We start from the raw sequence: 17,943 nt of genomic DNA, 5'->3' as shown, positions 1-17,943 counted from the left end.
GAAATATGGGCAAATCGGAAACAAAACAAAAAGTATGTATAAAAGATAGGAATCAGAAACTTGGATTTAAAGAATGTGTGGAAAAATATCCGGAAGTACCGGAACCTATTATTCTGCATATAGATACCACATTACGCGGAGTGAAATTTACAGAGAATGTGCTTGAAAGGGCAAAAGAATTAAACGCATGCTTTGGAGCCGTTGAAGAAACCTGCCCGACTATTTTGCTTAAAGATGGCACCCCAATAGCAGGAGGACAGAGAAGTGCATCTTTGAATGATGGAAATAATTATACTGTTGACATTGTTGATGACAAAATAACCATCCTGGATGGAAATGAACCACTGGCACAAGGCGATTTCGTATCCACTCCAGAATATTATGGCAAGAAGACAAGCAATGGAACACCAATGGAAAAAGTTTCGGAATCTACGGAAGATGCCCTGAGTTTCCAGCCTTATGCATATTGCCATTTCTGGGAAAATGGAAATCACTGTAAATATTGCAGTCTTCCAAAAGATTATAGGAAGATACATGGCGGCTTAAACCAGTTGAATCCTCAGGATTGTTATGAAACCGTTAAAGAAGCTTTGAAGGAGCAGGGAAGATGGCAATTGATACATTTAAGCAGCGGGTCTGATTTCGGAGGAGAGACGCCATACGATAATGAGGTAAATAGATATATTGAAATAATAACTGCAATAGGAAAAAATTTCAAATCAACTTTTCCGGTCAGGCTGGTTTCAAGTGCTTTTTCAGAGGACCAACTGAACAGGCTGGCTGAAACCGGTGCTGATATACATTATGAACCCCACATCGAGGTATGGGATGAGAAACTTTTCAAATGGATATGCCCTGGAAAATCAAAGTGGTTTGGAAGGGATTACTGGATAAACAGCGCGATCAAAGCAGTGGATGTTTTTGGCGAGAATCATGTTTGCACACAGGTAGTAGGTGGAGTAGAGACCGCACAGCCGTACGGATTTAAAACAAATGATGACGCATTGAAATCCACTTTTGAGGGTGCTGAGTATTTCGCAAGGCATGGAGTGACGATCTCATCCACGATATGGGGCGTCAGAAAAGGTTCGGAATTTTTCAGAGAACAACAAAAACGTCCTAATCTTGAGTACTATGTGAGATTAACACAGGGTTTGCATGACATCAGGAAAAACTATGGAATAAGATTAGACTGGAATGAGCATCATGCAGACACAAGACTTGACAGGCTTGATTATTGAGGTGATATTATGGTAAACTTACCAGAAGATGTAATTGGATTGATCAGGGACCCTGAAACTGTAAAAGTAGTAGCCACGGTAGACGAGAATGGCGCACCACATGCAGTTTTCAAAGGAAGCCTTACGGTATTGGATAATGGTTCCATTGCGTATGCTGAAGCATTGGAATCATCGCAAAGCAACAAGAATATGGTCAGAAGCATCTGGTTCAATAAAGGAATATCAGTAACCCTTCGCGGTAAAAACGGCTTGAGCTATCAGATCAAAGGAGAGGCAGCCAAATGCATAACGAACGGACCTATATTTAAACAATTTTATACTGCAAAAAGGCAAAAAAGCGGTCCTGAATCCGATATTGCGGCAGTATGGATCATTGATCCAAAGGAAATCAGGAATGAAACGCCTTCAGTAAGGAAGGCAGAGGAAGAAAAAAAGCACCCCATCTTCAGGCACCTGGACAGGGAATCGTTTATTAAATAAATTCAATGAATTCAGAGGTCGGGAACCCTACAGGCTAAATAATGACGAAAAAACCAATCACCTATTTTGAACATAGTGGGGCAAAGAATACAGTGAAATTGTGGCAGAATCCTTAAGATCACTTTTTAGCATAGGCACGAAAGTAGCTGTGGAGTGCGCGATCATGGCTCTAGATGGGGGTGCCATACCTCTTGATAAGACCATTGCTGTGGGCGGCACAGGAGCAAAAGGCAGGGGCGCTGACACAGCTATTGTGGTCTTGCCTTCCCATGCCAATAATTTTTTTGACTTCAGGATACTGGAGATAATCGCTAAGCCTTTCAGTAAAGATTCATAGTTAAAAATTTTCTTATTTTTTTCAGATATAGGACAAATATGTCACATTTATGCGGAATTTGGAGTGAATAAGGCGATAGTTGTCGATTTCTAAATTATGATATATATAGATGGAATAATGTGAAATTATCCTATTGACGGAAAATTTCAATCTTAAGGAGTTAATATAAATGTCAGGAGAAATATTCAATACTGAAAACAAATCCAAATCACTGGTAATCGAAACCAGCGGCCTGATAAAAAATTTGAAAAAATTTTATGTATGGTCGGATAGATTCTTGCTGGTGTTTGCATTTTTTGCATTATGGGAGGCATTACCCAGAATTGGAATTATCGATCAAGCCTTTCTTCCGGCTTTTTCAGAGGTTATTCTAACTCTAATTAATCTTACTCTATCAGGTAAGCTATTTGTACACATTGGAGTAAGTCTTCAAAGATCCATTACAGGATTCGGACTTGCCCTGCTGGTAGGGATACCCCTTGGGGTGCTCATGGGCTGGTATAACAAATTTGAAAGATATACTGATGTATTTGTACAGGGACTGAGAAATACTTCCACCCTGGCGCTGCTTCCGGTATTCATATTATTTTTAGGAATAGGAGAAACATCAAAGATAGCCATAATATTCTTTGGCGCCGTATGGCATATCCTGATAAATACCATTAGTGGGGTCAAGAATGTTGATCCAATTTATATAAAGGCCGCTAAATCAATGGGAATTTCGGATATGGAACTTTTCAGAAAAATCATTCTTCCTGCAAGCGTTCCATCCATAGTTTCAGGTGCAAGGCTGGGGGCAAAAACGGCTATACTGGTGGTGATAGCAGCCGAGATGATCGGGGCCAAATCCGGACTTGGTTTCTATATCCAGAACGCCCAGTACAATTTTATGATACCTGAGATGTATGCGGCAATATTGACCCTGGTTATACTGGGTCTTATAGTCAATTATCTATTAGTCTGGTTCGAAAAGAAAGCAACCTACTGGAAAGGGGATATCGATAGTGCGATTATCGGATAAAAAAGGAGTAAAAGATGAATAATACAACAAAAATTTTAGTAGTTGCTGCTGCTGCAATAATACTAATAATTGCAGGTATGATTTTTAAAGAAACTAAAACGCAAACAAACGAAATCAACAATATTACTCTATCCCCAGAAAATAATGCAAAAAAGTCACAAGCTACGGTTAATGTACGTTATGTTTCCAGTCTTTCGGGCGCAAGTCCGCATGAATTCGCCAAAGAACTTGGGTTCTATAAGGAGTTGAACTTAAATCTCATCGACACGGGTTCAGTCCAGGGTGGACCTGAAGGCATCCTTGCGCTGGGATCAGGAAGCACAGATATCGGTAGTGGTACTGCATGGTCTGCTATAATAAACGCCAAGGCACGCGGGACAAAGATTAAAGGCGTCGTACCGGGCAGGGGATCCGCAGATAATCCTTATAAATGGGTCGTACTGCAGAACAGCAGTATAAAAACCGCAAAAGACCTTGTGGGAAAAAAACTGGCAACCAATACTCTTGGAGGTACCGGGGATTATGTTACAAGAGAATACCTGAAACGTAATGGCATATCCAGAGAACAGGTAGAATTCATTGCATTGCCTACAACATCCTTTGAGCAAGCTCTGAGAGAGAAACAGGTGGATGTAATAATAGGGTCAGGCACCCCGATTTTAAAAACATTGGCTGGAGGAGAAGCCCGGATATTGTTCAATGAAACCGAAATTGTTGGAGATTATATGGCAACGACGTATCCCGTATCTGAGAAATTCATCGCAGAAAATCCTGACGCTGTTAAGCGGTTTGTAGAAGGTTATGTAAAAGCAGTTGACTGGGCCAAAGAAAATCCTGAAGAAGCCAATAGATTATATGCCAAATTACTCAAGGACAAAGGCGGGGATCCCGGCCTGGCGAAATACTGGACTGGCTTTGGTGTCAGGGAACATGCGCTATTACAGGATAGTGATGTCCAGATATGGATAGACTGGATGGTAAGTGATAGCATACTCAAAGATGGACAAATTAATCCGTCTGATATCTATACAAATGAATTTAACCCATATTATAAAAAATAAAAGAGTTGATAAAACATGACAAACAATGCAAAACCCACCTTAGAAGAATATGTTGAGAAATACCCTGATGTATCCAGGTTCGTGATATTGAAAATTGATACGGCATTGCGGGGGATAAATTTTACTGATAAGGCATTTGAAAGGGCACGTGAAACAGATGCCATATTAGAAATATCAAATACAGGAACTAAAAACGCTAAATTCACAATAGGAGGTATAGTATTCAGAGATGGCACCGCAGCCCGCGGCCTGGAAGAAGTACAGGGACGTTTCCCAAAAATAGTCAGGGGACATGAAGGTGCGCCTTATACCCTTGATGTTGTCGATGACAAGTTAACGCTTTTAGACGGCGATGAGCCTGTCGAAGAATGCTTCTTCAAGTCCAGACCCGGATACTATGGAAAAAAGACCAGTCGCGGAACGCCGATGGAGGACGTTGTAAGCGCCGGGAGGACAGACACGCTGGGTGTTGGGGGCAGTTTCGGTGTTTGCCAGTTCTGGAAAGAAAAATTGCCCTGTAAATACTGCAACGGGGTTGGCAGCGGATTACCCAGGGAAAACCGCATAAATGGAAATACACCTGAATTCCTGGAAGATATATATGAAACAGTAAATGAAGCTTTAAAAGAAAAAGGAAGATGGACCGGTTTTTCTGCAGGGGGCGGCTCACAACCTCATTCAGATAATTCTCCCTATGAAAAAGAGGTAGATGAATATGTTAAAGTCCTGAATACCTTAAAACGGATTTTTGGGTCTAAGTATATTCCCATCCGGTTAATAGCCAGTGCTTTCCCAGAGGATCAATTGATCAGGTTGAAAGAAGCCGGCGCCACGGCCTATGAACCACATATTGAGGTATGGGATGAAAAATTGTTCGAGTGGATATGCCCGGGGAAGTCAAAATATTATGGCAGGCAGTACTGGATCAACAGTGCAATAGCTGCGGTGGATATATTTGGCAAAGGAAATGTTTGCACACAAATTGTAGGTGGTGCTGAGATGGCTCAACCCTATGGTTTTAAGACAATAGATGATGCTGTGAACTCAAGCCTTGAAGGCGCGGAGTTCTACGCTCAACACGGGGTATCGCTTTCCCTGCATATATTGAGGATCGGGCAGACATCGTACTTTAGCAAGATAAAACACCAGGCTCCACCTCTTGAATATTATGTACGAATGGCTCAAGGCATTCGTGATATCAGAAGAAGATACAAAATAGGTGCGGATTTTAATGATTACAGGAGATGCTCACTTCATCCGGACCTGGATTTAAGCAGACTTGACTATAAAAATAATTAAAGGTGATAAAAATGACAATACCTTCAAAAGAAGTGATAGATTTAATAAAAGATTCAGAAACAGTAAAAATTATAGCAACAACAGATGAAAATGGCAATCCTCATGCAGTTTTGAGGGAGAGTTTAACCATACTTGATGATGGAACACTGGCATACGGGGAGCCTTTTGAGTCATCGCATGCCAACAGCAACATTCTCGAGAGTTTATGGTTCAATAAAGATGTGTCAGTACTCGTTCATGGTAAAAATGGAGTCAGTTATCAGATAAAAGGAAGACCTGCAAGATATGTGATTAACGGCCCCCTGTATGAACAATTCTATCTAAATGAGATTGAAACCCAGAATTCATATGCCGATCTTGCAGGAGTATGGCTTATTACTCCCAAAGAGATACAAAATGAGACGTATTCTGTTAAAAGAGAGGAGGAAATAAAAAAGCATCCGCATTTCCAGCATCTAGATAGGATATTAGACGATAAGAACTGAACATCCTGATTTGAGCAGGATAGATTACAACAATAATCAAATGTGATTACTAATGGATACTGATATAACCACGACCTTAAGATCTCTTAAATCCAGAGGAATCAACGGATTTTATGCAGAAAATCGTGAAGAAGCGATCGTTAAGATATTGGATTTAATCCCACAAAAGGCTGTGGTGGGAGTTGGCGATTCTACCACTATGTTTCAAATTGGAATTTTGACTGCTTTAAAGAATAAAGGAACAAAGGTATTAAATCGTTTTGAAAAAGGGATATCAAAGACGCTCCGCGATGATATGATGACAGAATCCGCAATGTGCAATGTATTCCTGACAGGTACGAACGCTATTACACGGGATGGAAAACTTGTAAATGTGGACGCCGTAGGTAACAGGGTAGCTGGCATGTTTTTTGGTCACACATTATCAGTTATTGTTGTTGGCAGGAATAAACTGGTAGGGAACCTCGATGCTGCATTTCACCGCATTAGAAACCAGATCGCTCCAAACCATATAAGAATCAGGAGTGTGGAGCTTGGAGGACGGCGGGTTAAAACTCCATGCGTGGCTACTGGTGTATGCAGCGACTGTAATTCCAGGGAAAGGATGTGCAATGTATTTACGATAATAGAAGGAAAACCATTACGGACAGATATAAATGTGGTAATCATAAATGAAGATCTGGGGCTTGCATGGGATGAATCATGGCCAAAGGAACGCATATCAAGAATAATCGAAGAGTACAAGAGATACGTGTGGGTACCAGCACCGGATTAGCGATCGCCCGGATGAAAAACCTTAAAAAAGTGACTTGTGCAGTTGGACATAACATTTCCGGTATATTGCCGCAACCATACTGAATCCGGAATAAACATGGCGATAGTTGCTGCTTTCTAAAGAGTATTATAAGAATAAAGTATAGAGTGGTTTACTCGATTGAAAGGAGTTATAATATGACTAAATCAGATAATCTACCAAAATTTGCTGGAGTAGATGTGGGCTTGCTAACTACCAAATCCGTGATCATATCAAATGGTTCGATAGCTGGCTATAGCCTGATTCCAACAGGAATAGATACTGAAGAGAATGGGCGGCTCGCACTCAAAACAAGAGACGCCCATTACCTGCATCCCACCACAAGAACAATAATCGACAATAAATGCGCAGCAGGTACGGGACGATTCCTTGAAGTGATGGCCAGCAGGGTATCAAGCATGTTTTCGCGCGTGGGTGTGGAAAGTGATGTTTTCTTCTCAGGCGGGGTTGCAAAAAATACAGGGCTTGCAAGAAACTATAGCGCAAAGGTATGACGATGGCATTAGAAACCCTGGAGAAGATCCATAAAGCTGTTAAGAAAAGACCCCGGGAACTTGAACAGGAGAGAAAAAAAGGGAAAAAGGTTGTCGGGTGGTTTAATTACAATATCCCTGAAGAGATCATCCATGCCCTGGGATTGATCCCTGTGAGGCTGGGAACAGGAGGAGACGACAGGTTAGTTGAAATCGGCGGCAGGTATATTTCAACTAAGAATTGTGTTTATTCAAGAGAACTTGTTGGTCTCTTTGCAGAAAAACAGGACCCGTATATTAGGAATTCAGATCTCGTGGCTGTTGATGCAACCTGCCTGCAAACATACCGTGTATCAGAGGTCATAAACTATTATTTTAAGGTGAACACCCTGGTACTTGGAGTACCCAGAAATTTCAGCTTGCCTGAAGGACAGAAATACTTCTGGAAAGAGCTGGAATCTTTCACCCAGAAACTGGAAGAGTTTGCAGGGACCAAAATTGACCAGAAAAAACTGTCCGGATCTATCGAACTCTTTGCCAACATACGCAAATCAATTAAAGAATTGTACAAATTCCAGGCAGTAGAGATCCCGCTCATAAAATGGCGCGATGTTTTTGATGTGGTACATGCGGGATTCTATCTCGACAGGGAACAATATCTTTCATTGCTGCAAGAACTGCTAAAAGAGCTGAACGAAAAACATGGTGAACCCGTAATCGGAGAATTGAATGGAGATGCCCGTATCCTGGTATCAGGTAGCATAATACCTCCCGGAGATGTAAAGCTGATAAATATTATAGAGCAGGTCGGGGGAAGAATAGTAGGCGACGACCTGTGGTCCGGCCTCAATCCTTCACTAAATGTGGAAATCAGGGAAACGTCGATCAAAGGCATAGCAGATGCTTATATAAACCGCTTGCCTCATGCAGCGCTCCCCTTCCTGGATCTGAAAACCGACAGGAGGCTTAAGAACCTGAAGAAGCTCATAGAGGATTATCAGGCCCAGGGAGTGATCTACCATACACTGCGCTATTGTGACCCCTGGACTTTCAAAGCCGGAGAAACAAAGGATGTATTAAAAGAAGTCGGGATACCGCTTCTTGAAATCCATACCGAGTATGCAGGCTCTGACATCGAAGCCATAAGAACAAGAGCTGAGGCTTTCGTGGAACTGGTAAAAAATAAAAATATATTGAAGGTAAAAGCATGAGCGGGTATGTCGATCTATTTGGATATCTGAGATTGGGTTAGAAAGAGGCTGATTACATTGGAAAAAGTAAAAGCGCAAGGCGTGAAGAAAAAATTCAAACTTAAGGAAAGCCAGACCGTGAATAACAACGGTCTGGTATCTAATGAAATAGATGTTTTGAACGGTGTTGACCTCAGTATCAGAACCGGGGAATTTCTCGTAGTTGTCGGGCCAAGCGGATGCGGAAAGTCCGTTTTACTTGATATTATCGCAGGATTGACAAACTCTACAAGTGGAAAAGTCTATCTGGACGATAAACCGGTTGAAAAACCGGATATCAAGACCGGATATGTATTCCAGCAATATGCACTTTTTCCATGGAGAAATGCTCTTTCTAACATAGAGTTCGGACTTGAAACACAAAATATACCAAAAGAAGAAAGGACAAAGACAGCTAAAAAGCTCCTCTCCGTATTCGGGCTTTCAGACTTCTGGGACAGGTTTCCCTACCAGCTCTCCGGCGGCATGCAGCAAAGAGTAGCAATAGCAAGGGCGCTTGCGACAAATCCGGAATTATTATTGATGGATGAACCCTTTGCTGCTCTTGATGCCCAGACCCGTGAGATTCTCCAGAATGAACTTTTGAGAATATGGGAAGGAACCGGCACAACAGTTGTATTCGTAACTCACAGCATTGACGAGGCGGTATTCCTCGCAGACAGGGTTGTTGTAATGACCGCAAGACCCGGTATTGTTAAAGAGGTAGTGGATATCGATCTCCCAAGACCGAGAAACGGGGATATAAGATCAAGCCCTGAATTTGCCGACAACCGGCATAAAGTATGGGGCATACTCAAAGGAGAAGTAATCAAAGCGCAGAAGGACTGGGAACTTGCATCGGTATATGCAAAGTAGATTTAAAAAATAATAAGGAGACAAATTATGGCTGGAGAGATACTGGGTACTGGTGAAGAAATAAAACCACGGGTCATTGAAATTGACGGTTTAATAAGGAATTTAAAAAAAATAAAAGAAAATTTGCATGGTCTCTGGCTCGTCCTGATATTTTTTGCCATATGGGAGGCTTTACCGGGGATAGGTGTAATTGATCCGCTATTCTTGCCGACTTTCTCTGACACTATTTCAACTTTATTCCAGCTTTTTATTTCGGGTAAACTACTGGTGCATATCGGGGCAAGCCTACAAAGATCTTTATTAGGCTTTGCACTGGCAGTAATAGTTGGGATTCCCCTGGGTTTCTTAATGGGCTGGTATAATCGTTTTGAGAGATATACCGATCTATTCATACAGAGCCTGAGAAATACTTCCACTTTTGCCCTGCTTCCGATATTCCTGTTATTTCTTGGACTTGGCGAAGCCTCAAAAATAGCAATAGTATTCTACGGCGCTACCTGGCATATACTGATAAACACGATTTCCGGTGTAAAAAACGTTGACCCTATTTATATTAAGGCTGCAAAGTCGATGGGAGTTTCGGATAAGGACCTATTCAGGAAGATCATACTTCCTGCATGTACCCCGTCCATAGTTTCCGGCGCAAGACTGGCGGCAAAGACAGCTATACTGGTGGTGATCGCAGCCGAGATGATAGGAGCCAAGTCAGGGCTTGGTTTCTACATCCAGAATGCACAATTCAATTTTATGATCCCGGAGATGTATGCAGGAATACTAACTCTGGTTATCCTGGGCCTTGTGGTTAATTACCTATTAGTCTGGTTCGAAAAGAAAGCAACCTACTGGAAAGGGGATATTGACAAAGCAATACTGGGATGAAAAAAGAGGTAAATCTAATGAATAATAACACAAAATATCTATCAGTTGCAGTTATTGTTGTTGCAATTATTGGGACAGGAGTGTTTTTCACTGATGGGGAGAAGACAAATGAAGAAATTGTCCCGATCAGGGAAAGCGTTTCCACAACCCCTAATAATTTTGAAATTGTAAAAAAATTAACAGGAAGGGATATTCCCGGAGAAGAAGGGGTACGGATTGAACCCATAACAGTACAGGGCGGTGAAGGCGGAACTGTGACAATGCAGGCTCTTTTAGCCGATAATCTTGATACAGCAGGCGGGTCAATTTCGATATGGGTAAATGTTATCAGTAAAGGTTCGAAGGTAAAACTTCTTCTCCCCGGAAGTATAACAGAAAAGCCTGAACATTCCGGTCTGCTTGTCCTTGAGAATAGCAGTATTAATTCTATCAAGGATCTGGCTGGTAAAAAGATTGCAGTCAATGTGCTGGGCGCAGAGGCTGAATTCATAATAAAGACCTTCCTGAAGCAAAATGGCCTTTCTATAAACCAGGTGGAACTGGTTGTAATACCTGCCAACAACCAGGAGCAATCATTGAGGAGCAAACAGGTGGACGCAGTGGCCGGGACGACATCCGGTGGAACGTGGTTTGACAGGGCAGTTGAAAATGGAGGCGTGAGAAGAATACCCGGTACCAGCAGCTACGAGGCAAGAGGGAAAAAGAGCCTGTTCACCACGAGTCAGGGATTCAGGGAAGACTTCATAAAAAAGTATCCGGACACTGTCAGGAAATACTTAAAAGCCTATGATAGCGCGAGGCGTATTGTATGGGAAGAGTATGAAAAAGACCCGGAACGTGTCAGAAAAGCATACGGTGAAGTTCTGGAAGAAAAGGGCGGGAATCCCAAATTAGCCAGATATTACAGGGGACCCAGGTGGTCGCCGGAAAATCAATTCATAACTGACGATGATATCCAGTTCTGGATCGACAATTTTGTTGAGAGCGGCCTGATAAAACCGGGAGATATCAAGCCATCGGATGTATATACGAATGAATTTAACCCATATTATAAAAAATAAGGAGATGATATTTTGACAACAAATAAACAACTATTTCATTATCCGGAAGAAGTAAAATCCAGGTTTTTCGAAACTGAGGATCTGGTATTTAGAGATGGTAAGCGATTAACACCCGGTGATATCTGGAATTTTATGGCAGAAGAAGGTCCGCGGAGACATCCCCATTTATTCAGCGACAGCCGCTATCATGGCCTGTCAAAAGATACCGATTTGATCAGCGGCATAAAACGGAATTATTTCAGCATTACTGTCCATGACCGCCTGACTGAAGCAGCCCAAAGGGGCGTACCCGTAGTGTTCATACAGGGCGGGCAGACACATGAGCCTTACTATGCCGCAGGAGGAATACCCACAAGACCTGGCATGGTGAACGAATGGGCTACAAATCTCAAGGAAAACCAGGATTACCAGGAAGCTGATTTCCGAAGGCTCCAGATCAGAGAAATCGGAAGGCAGGAATTGACCGTGGAGGCATGCCAGACAGCTAAATACGAGATAATCCAGGAAGGTATGGTACCCATAGCATTAATAGCTCCATACCTTTGCCTGAGATGTTCTGATATTGCATATGGCGTAGAAGCTCACAGGCATGGAAAAATAAAAATTCCACTGCTTTTAGTCGATTCCCCGGTTAACCACCAGAAAGATAAAGAATGGGCGGCAGAATATGTGGCAGATAATCTTCGAAGGCTTACGAAAAAAATCGGTGAATTAGGTAACCGGGAAGTTACTGATGATGATGTCAGAGATGAGATAAAGCTGCACAACCAGAAACGCAGGCTTGCCAGAGACTATGCTAAACTGTGGTGGTCTGCCTCAACTCCACCCACGAACAGTACTGACCATACAGGTATATTGCAGCTTGGCAACGAAAGTAACAGCGATCCGGTGGCTGCAAAACAGATTCTTGAAGAATCATACAGTGAAGTGAAAGAAAGAGTTAAGAATTCTGTCAAAGGAGAAGGAATAGAAGATGATCCAGTAAGATTGTTCATATGCGGTTCCTGTGTAAATCCGAGTACGAAACATGTGGACAGTTTAGGGGGCATAGTAGTAGGAAAGGATGACGGCTGGAGCGAAGTCTCAAATGATGTTAAGGAAACAGGAGATCCATACGAGAACCTGGCAAAAGCAATTGTTTCTTTCCCATACGAACTTCCTACACAGGAGAGGGGCCTGTGGACCGCAGAACAGGTGATAAGATCAAATGCAGATGGTCTGATCTTTATGCACCAGTGGGGCTGCAATTACCAGTCCGGGGTAGCAAGAATGGTTGCTGATGTTGTCAGGGAAGAGACCGGAATTCCAACCATAACAATCGAGCGCGCCATGGCAGAAAGCCGGGAAGGACATGAACAAATGCATAGCCGGGTTGAGATATTCATTGAGATGCTAAAATAAAATCTACGCAATAGCAGGAAAGGTGAATAAAATGACAATAATTCCAGACGTTAAGTTAGATGTGAGGGGCGAAAAATGCCCTTATCCGCGCATAAGAACACTCCAGCAGATAAAAACTTTAAAAAAAGGCGAGGTACTTGAGATCATAGCCAGCGATCCTGAAGCCTGGCAGAACATAGATGTATGGCTGACCAAATCCGGGGATGAATTCCTTGATGTAGAGAGTAAAGAAGGGGCATATCATATCTTTGTAAAGAAGGGATGAGCCAGCCTTCAGAAGATTGCCGAGCCCATCCAATAAATGGACAGGATAACAGGATTGACAGGATGAATTGCCAGAAATCTATCCTGTCGATCCTGTGAATCCTGTCTATTGGCTGGTTATAGCCTTTAAAAATAGCATGCAATTCAGAAAGTTGGAATTAATGGATGGGCTCAAGATTGCCGCAAACCATGTATATTGTGGAATGATCATGGCGATTATTGCTGATTTCTATAGGGTGATATAATTCGGTGTCCAATTGGGATTATTCTCATGAAAATGGAGCATGAAAAATATGACCCTGGAAACATTAGAGAAAATAAATAATGCTGTAAAGGAAAGACCCCAAGAACTTGCTGACGCAAGAAGAAAAGGAAGAAAAGTTGTGGGATGGTTTAATTATAATATCCCTGAAGAGATAATCCATGCCCTGGGATTAATCCCTGTAAGGCTGGGAACCGGAGGAAACGACAGGCTGGTTGAAATCGGGGCAAGATATATTTCAACAAAGAATTGTGTTTTTACAAGAGAACTCGTAGGGCTATTTGCGGAAAATCAGGATCCTTATATCAAAAATTCAGATATAGTGGCTGCAGATGCCACATGCCTGCAAACATACCGTGCAGCAGAGGTTATAAAGCATTATTTTAAAATAAATATTGTTATTCTTGGCGTACCCCGAAATTTCTCCTTACCAGAAGGACAGGAATATTTCGAGAAAGAGCTTGAATTCTTTACGAAGAAATTGGAAGCTGTTGCAGGAAAAAAGCTTGATACGAATAAGCTTGCTGGTTCCATTAAACTTTACAACGACATAAGAAAATCCATAAAAGAACTCTATAAGTATCAGGCAATAAGCAAATCCACTATTAAATGGCGTGAAGTTTTTGATGTGGTACATGCCGGATTTTATCTCGATAGGGAAAAGTATCTTTCATTGCTGCATGAACTGCTTGGCGAGCTTAGGGAACAGCACGGCGAACCTGTAATCGGGAATTTGAACGGTGATGCGCGTATCCTGGTTTCAGGCAGCATAATTCCTCCGGGGGATACAAAGCTGATAAACATTATCGAGCAAGTTGGCGGCAGGATAGTGAGTGATGAACTCTGGTCCGGCCTGAATCCTTCAATGAATATTGAGATAAGGGAAGCGTCTATAAAAGGCATAGCAGATGGCTATATAAACCGTGTTCCTCATGCTGCGCTGCCTTACCTGGACCTTGAAACCGACGGGCGGCTAAAGAACCTTAAGCGGATCATCAATGATCACAAAGCACAGGGAGTAATATTTCACACATTGCGTTTTTGCGATCCATTTACATTCAAGGCAAGTGAGACAAAAGATGTGCTAAAAAAAGAAGGGATACCGCTTCTTGAGATCCATACCGAGTATGCAGGATCCGATCTCGAGGCGATAAGAACCAGGGCTGAGGCCTTTGTGGAAATGATCAAAAATAAAGAAATCCAGGAAGTGGAACAATGAGCCTGAATGAAAATTTTTTCAAGTATCCTGAAGAAATAAAACCTGAATTCATTGAAACCGAAGACATTGTATTCCGGGATGGTTCCCGTATCTCGGCTGCTGATATATGGCACTTCATGACAGAAGAAGCACCCGTCAGATATCCATACGCATATACTAACAACCGCTACTATGGCAGGCGGCTATCCGGCGATGTGCGTCTTCCGAGCAGCATAAAGCATAACTATTTGATGCTTACCATGAATGACCGTACATCCAGGGCGCGGGAGAACGGCTCCCCTATTATTTTTGTCCAGGGAGGCCAGAGCGTTGATCCATACTATGCTGCCGGCGGAATAGCTCTCCGGCCTGCAAGCACAGGCGCATGGGCCCGGGGAAAGGAAGAAGGATTGAACCTCAGGGAGGAAGAAATGAGGAGCCTGGATGTGCGTGAGAAGGCCAGGAAGGCCATTAGCTTTGAAATATGCCAGACCGCCGGCTATGAGCATATACAGGAAGGAAATCTTCCTGTTGATATGGTTGCTCCGTACCTGTGCCTGAGATGCTCTGATGTGGGTTATGGTGTAGAAGCCCACCGTCATGGCAAAAGAAAGATCGGCCTGTTCCTTGTTGACTTTCCGCTGGACCACCAGAAAGAAAAAGAGTGGGCAGCGGGTTATCTGGCCAGGAATCTCCACAGGTTGACCCGCGAAATCGGGAAAATGTCGGGGAAAGAAGTTACGGAAAATGACCTGAAGGAAGAGATCAAACTTCACAATAAGGGGAGGAAACTTGCTCTTGACACTGCTGATGTCTGGTGGTCAGCCAGCGCGCCACCAACAAATGGTGCAGACCGGAGGGCTATATTCCAGATGGGGGGAATGGAACTTCATGGAGACCCGAATGCAAGCCTGACTGTTTTGAAGGAAGCCAATAAAGATATTAAGGAAAGGGTGAAGCATTCGACAAAAGGCGAAGGTGTCACTGATAATGCCAGAAGATTGTTTGTGGGTGGTTCATGCGTATTCCCAAATGACTTCAGGACAGAAGAAGCCGGGGGAATAATAGTCGGGAATGATAACCACTGGAGCGATATAAGCACTATTGTCGAAGAGACCGGGGATCCGTATGAAAAATTGGCCAGGGCGATCCTTTCATACCCTTACGAGCAACCGATAGAAGGACGCGCGGAGTGGACAATTGACCAGTTAAAAAAATCAAGGTCGGATGGATTCCTGTTCCTGTACAACTGGGGCTGCAATACCCAATCGGCAATAGCGAGAATGCTGTGCGATATAATACATGAAGAAACGGGTATCCCGACTTTGATAATAGAACATGAGATGAGAGGAGAACAGACAGAACAGCTTCAGAACCGTGTTAATGCATTTATAGAGATGTTGAATTAACATTATGTAGTGAGAGGTATATTATGTCAGAAGAAATATTTAATTTTGGGGACGGATTAAAAACGGGATCTGTGAGATTGGATGCCACCGTAAGAAAAATAATGCACATTAAAGGATGGGCGCACAGATTAATAACAAAATATTTACTGGTATTTATTGTTATTTTTCTCTGGGAAATCCTGCCAAGGTCAGGGATCATTAATCCCATCCTTTTGCCCACGTTCTCATTAACAATAATAACAATAAAGAATCTCTTCTTATCGGGTGAATTGCTGGTTCATCTGTCAGCAAGTTTAAAAAGGTCGCTTCTGGGATTCGGATTGGCCTTAGTGGCAGGTATATCACTGGGACTTGTGATCGGATGGTATAACCGTATTGAGATGTATTCCGACCTGTTAGTGCAAAGCCTGAGGAATACCTCAACATTTGCCCTTATGCCGATATTTATATTACTTCTTGGGATCGGTGAGCTATCAAAAATAGCCATAATATTTTTCGGCGCTGTATGGCCTATCCTGATAAACACTATAAGTGGGGTCAAAAACGTTGATCCCCTTTTCATAAAGGCAGCCAGGTCGATGGGAGTAAATGATCGCGAATTATTCAGGAAAGTAATACTTCCTGCAAGTGTGCCATCAATAATTGCCGGTGTCAGACTGGGAGTTAAAATAGCGATAATGGTAGTGATCGCAGCCGAAATGATTGCCGCCAATTCAGGAATGGGATATTTTATCCAATATGCCCGGACCGTCATCCAGACAGATCAGGTTTATGCCGGCGTTCTGGTTATGACAGTTTTAGGTCTTGCAGCTAATTATTTTATGGTCTGGATCGAAAAGAAAGCAACCTACTGGAAAGGGGACATCGATAATGCGATTTTATAAGAAAATAATTGGAGGTAAAAATGAATACTAAAACATACGGAATCATAGGATTACTGATACTGGGTTCAATAACAGTATTCTCTTTATACAATGACAGCAGTGCACCGGAGAGTGCGGAAACAGTATTACTCAAAATAGGACTTGTGGGCGCTCTCCCGGGCAAAGAATTGGGAGTATCCATAAAGGAAGGTTATCTTGACGACGAACTTGCAAAAGTTAATGCCAGATACGAAATAATTACTTCTACAGGGGCTGGTAATCCGATTGCAGAGTTTCTCGGGTCTAAAAGTATTGACATAAGCGACTCCGGTGATGTACCGATCTTGCATACTATTGGCGCAGGAATAGATGTTGAAATAATTGCAATAAAACCATGGGGTGGGTCAAGAAATTCAATTGTGGTATTAAACGGATCAGGAATCAAATCTGTCAAGGACCTGAAGGGTAAAAAAGTAGCCGGAGGGTCCGGAGGTGGGAACGCTCATCTGTTTTCCTGGTATATTGTGGAAAAATATGGTCTGTCACCAAAAAATGACGTAACCTGGGTGAATCTGGAGAGTGCGGATGCGGTGGCTGCCCTGCTCAGTAAACAAGTTGATGCTGCAGTAATTGGCACAACAACTATAGCAAAATATGAAAAAGAAGGATCGGTGGAAATATTATTTGAAGTGAGCGAAGATCCGGAATGGCCGGGTCAGGATATACATGTCGTACGACGGGAGTATGGAATTAAGAATCCCGGAGTAGTGACAGCGTTCTTAAAAGCTCAGATAAGAGCGCAAGAATGGATAAAGGATCACCCCGATGAATACCTGGAATTCCAGGCGAATACTTCCAAAATATCTGTTAATGCTCTCAAGAGGCAGTTTCCTGGCAGTGAGTTCATTCAAAGTTTCTCTTTGACTCAGAAAGAAATTGATAAATTAAACAGGCAAAAAGCAAACCTGATAAAAATTGGAATACACACAACAGGTGATTTCGATGTAGCATCCAGGGTAAATAGAACCTATCTCGAAGCAGCATTGAAAGATATATCAAAGAGGTAAACTCCTGAATTCCCTATTTTTTGGGCTTATGACTTGTCTGTATTAATTGAACCTGGTACGATCTGACAGAATTAACAGGATCGACAGGATACGATTTTTATGGTTAATCCTGAAAATCCTGTTGATCCTTTGTGACAAGAAGTTACATCATAAATTGCCTCGTGCTGCCCCTTCCGTTTGGGGTAATCCTACTGGGGTATGCGTCGGTAGTAATGCTGGGGTA

Annotated in this window: 18 protein-coding genes and 1 pseudogene; all 19 read left to right on the top strand. The window is 42.5% G+C overall.

Annotated features, from left to right (window positions below):
• Nucleotides 1–5 precede the first annotated feature (5 nt).
• Nucleotides 6–1,241 (top strand): radical SAM protein, encoded by a 1,236-nt coding sequence (locus FIB07_14000; protein NJD53967.1) that lies wholly within the window; start codon nt 6–8, stop codon nt 1,239–1,241.
• Between the two features lie 9 nt (nt 1,242–1,250).
• Complete coding sequence (locus tag FIB07_13995) at nt 1,251–1,721, top strand: pyridoxamine 5'-phosphate oxidase family protein (protein NJD53966.1); 471 nt, start codon at nt 1,251–1,253, stop codon at nt 1,719–1,721.
• A 100-nt stretch (nt 1,722–1,821) separates the two neighbouring features.
• Complete coding sequence (locus FIB07_13990; protein NJD53965.1) at nt 1,822–2,058, top strand: hypothetical protein; 237 nt, start codon at nt 1,822–1,824, stop codon at nt 2,056–2,058.
• A gap of 169 nt (nt 2,059–2,227) precedes the next feature.
• Nucleotides 2,228–3,079: an ABC transporter permease gene (locus tag FIB07_13985; protein ID NJD53964.1), complete on the top strand. Its 852-nt coding sequence runs from the start codon at nt 2,228–2,230 to the stop codon at nt 3,077–3,079.
• A 14-nt stretch (nt 3,080–3,093) separates the two neighbouring features.
• On the top strand, nt 3,094–4,140 hold the full coding sequence (locus tag FIB07_13980) for an ABC transporter substrate-binding protein (protein ID NJD53963.1): 1,047 nt from the start codon (nt 3,094–3,096) through the stop codon (nt 4,138–4,140).
• A 15-nt stretch (nt 4,141–4,155) separates the two neighbouring features.
• The gene (locus FIB07_13975) at nt 4,156–5,439 is read left to right on the top strand and encodes a radical SAM protein (GenBank protein ID NJD53962.1); all 1,284 of its coding nucleotides are present in this window, start codon (nt 4,156–4,158) and stop codon (nt 5,437–5,439) included.
• 11 nt (nt 5,440–5,450) lie between these two features.
• Entirely contained in the window at nt 5,451–5,924 is a 474-nt protein-coding gene (locus tag FIB07_13970; protein NJD53961.1) for a pyridoxamine 5'-phosphate oxidase family protein, read from the top strand.
• A 52-nt stretch (nt 5,925–5,976) separates the two neighbouring features.
• Nucleotides 5,977–6,699 carry a lactate utilization protein gene (locus FIB07_13965; protein NJD53960.1) on the top strand — a complete coding sequence of 241 codons (723 nt, stop codon included), beginning with the start codon at nt 5,977–5,979 and terminating at the stop codon, nt 6,697–6,699.
• A gap of 176 nt (nt 6,700–6,875) precedes the next feature.
• A pseudogene (locus tag FIB07_13960) lies at nt 6,876–7,124 on the top strand (hypothetical protein).
• A gap of 110 nt (nt 7,125–7,234) precedes the next feature.
• Nucleotides 7,235–8,422: a 2-hydroxyacyl-CoA dehydratase gene (locus FIB07_13955; GenBank protein NJD53959.1), complete on the top strand. Its 1,188-nt coding sequence runs from the start codon at nt 7,235–7,237 to the stop codon at nt 8,420–8,422.
• Nucleotides 8,423–8,479: 57 nt separating this feature from the next.
• On the top strand, nt 8,480–9,316 hold the full coding sequence (locus FIB07_13950; protein NJD53958.1) for an ABC transporter ATP-binding protein: 837 nt from the start codon (nt 8,480–8,482) through the stop codon (nt 9,314–9,316).
• Between the two features lie 27 nt (nt 9,317–9,343).
• Entirely contained in the window at nt 9,344–10,195 is an 852-nt protein-coding gene (locus FIB07_13945; protein NJD53957.1) for an ABC transporter permease, read from the top strand.
• Nucleotides 10,192–11,256, top strand: coding sequence for an ABC transporter substrate-binding protein (locus FIB07_13940; protein NJD53956.1), 1,065 nt, complete (start codon nt 10,192–10,194; stop codon nt 11,254–11,256). Before FIB07_13945 ends, FIB07_13940 begins: the two co-directional genes overlap by 4 nt.
• A gap of 12 nt (nt 11,257–11,268) precedes the next feature.
• Nucleotides 11,269–12,657: a 2-hydroxyacyl-CoA dehydratase gene (locus FIB07_13935; GenBank protein NJD53955.1), complete on the top strand. Its 1,389-nt coding sequence runs from the start codon at nt 11,269–11,271 to the stop codon at nt 12,655–12,657.
• A 31-nt stretch (nt 12,658–12,688) separates the two neighbouring features.
• The gene (locus FIB07_13930; protein NJD53954.1) at nt 12,689–12,922 is read left to right on the top strand and encodes a sulfurtransferase TusA family protein; all 234 of its coding nucleotides are present in this window, start codon (nt 12,689–12,691) and stop codon (nt 12,920–12,922) included.
• Between the two features lie 292 nt (nt 12,923–13,214).
• Nucleotides 13,215–14,402 (top strand): 2-hydroxyacyl-CoA dehydratase, encoded by a 1,188-nt coding sequence (locus FIB07_13925; protein ID NJD53953.1) that lies wholly within the window; start codon nt 13,215–13,217, stop codon nt 14,400–14,402.
• Nucleotides 14,399–15,790 carry a 2-hydroxyacyl-CoA dehydratase gene (locus tag FIB07_13920; protein NJD53952.1) on the top strand — a complete coding sequence of 464 codons (1,392 nt, stop codon included), beginning with the start codon at nt 14,399–14,401 and terminating at the stop codon, nt 15,788–15,790. The genes FIB07_13925 and FIB07_13920 overlap by 4 nt, the downstream gene beginning before the upstream one ends.
• Nucleotides 15,791–15,891: 101 nt before the next feature.
• The gene (locus tag FIB07_13915; protein NJD53951.1) at nt 15,892–16,674 is read left to right on the top strand and encodes an ABC transporter permease; all 783 of its coding nucleotides are present in this window, start codon (nt 15,892–15,894) and stop codon (nt 16,672–16,674) included.
• Nucleotides 16,675–16,694: 20 nt separating this feature from the next.
• Nucleotides 16,695–17,720, top strand: coding sequence for an ABC transporter substrate-binding protein (locus FIB07_13910; GenBank protein NJD53950.1), 1,026 nt, complete (start codon nt 16,695–16,697; stop codon nt 17,718–17,720).
• The last annotated feature ends 223 nt before the right edge of the window (nt 17,721–17,943 follow it).

The organism is Candidatus Methanoperedens sp., from assembly GCA_012026795.1.
In the GTDB taxonomy this organism is placed as follows: domain Archaea; phylum Halobacteriota; class Methanosarcinia; order Methanosarcinales; family Methanoperedenaceae; genus Methanoperedens.
This window is presented reverse-complemented; position numbering and strand designations above follow the sequence as displayed.

Coding starts and splice junctions, on each gene's coding strand:
- FIB07_13980 (NJD53963.1), top strand. CDS start 3,094: ATGAATAATACAACAAAAATTTTAGTAGTTGCTGCTGCTGCAATAATA.
- FIB07_14000 (NJD53967.1), top strand. CDS start 6: ATGGGCAAATCGGAAACAAAACAAAAAGTATGTATAAAAGATAGGAAT.
- FIB07_13925 (NJD53953.1), top strand. CDS start 13,215: ATGACCCTGGAAACATTAGAGAAAATAAATAATGCTGTAAAGGAAAGA.
- FIB07_13920 (NJD53952.1), top strand. CDS start 14,399: ATGAGCCTGAATGAAAATTTTTTCAAGTATCCTGAAGAAATAAAACCT.
- FIB07_13965 (NJD53960.1), top strand. CDS start 5,977: ATGGATACTGATATAACCACGACCTTAAGATCTCTTAAATCCAGAGGA.
- FIB07_13945 (NJD53957.1), top strand. CDS start 9,344: ATGGCTGGAGAGATACTGGGTACTGGTGAAGAAATAAAACCACGGGTC.
- FIB07_13995 (NJD53966.1), top strand. CDS start 1,251: ATGGTAAACTTACCAGAAGATGTAATTGGATTGATCAGGGACCCTGAA.
- FIB07_13940 (NJD53956.1), top strand. CDS start 10,192: ATGAAAAAAGAGGTAAATCTAATGAATAATAACACAAAATATCTATCA.
- FIB07_13985 (NJD53964.1), top strand. CDS start 2,228: ATGTCAGGAGAAATATTCAATACTGAAAACAAATCCAAATCACTGGTA.
- FIB07_13955 (NJD53959.1), top strand. CDS start 7,235: ATGGCATTAGAAACCCTGGAGAAGATCCATAAAGCTGTTAAGAAAAGA.
- FIB07_13930 (NJD53954.1), top strand. CDS start 12,689: ATGACAATAATTCCAGACGTTAAGTTAGATGTGAGGGGCGAAAAATGC.
- FIB07_13915 (NJD53951.1), top strand. CDS start 15,892: ATGCACATTAAAGGATGGGCGCACAGATTAATAACAAAATATTTACTG.
- FIB07_13910 (NJD53950.1), top strand. CDS start 16,695: ATGAATACTAAAACATACGGAATCATAGGATTACTGATACTGGGTTCA.
- FIB07_13975 (NJD53962.1), top strand. CDS start 4,156: ATGACAAACAATGCAAAACCCACCTTAGAAGAATATGTTGAGAAATAC.
- FIB07_13970 (NJD53961.1), top strand. CDS start 5,451: ATGACAATACCTTCAAAAGAAGTGATAGATTTAATAAAAGATTCAGAA.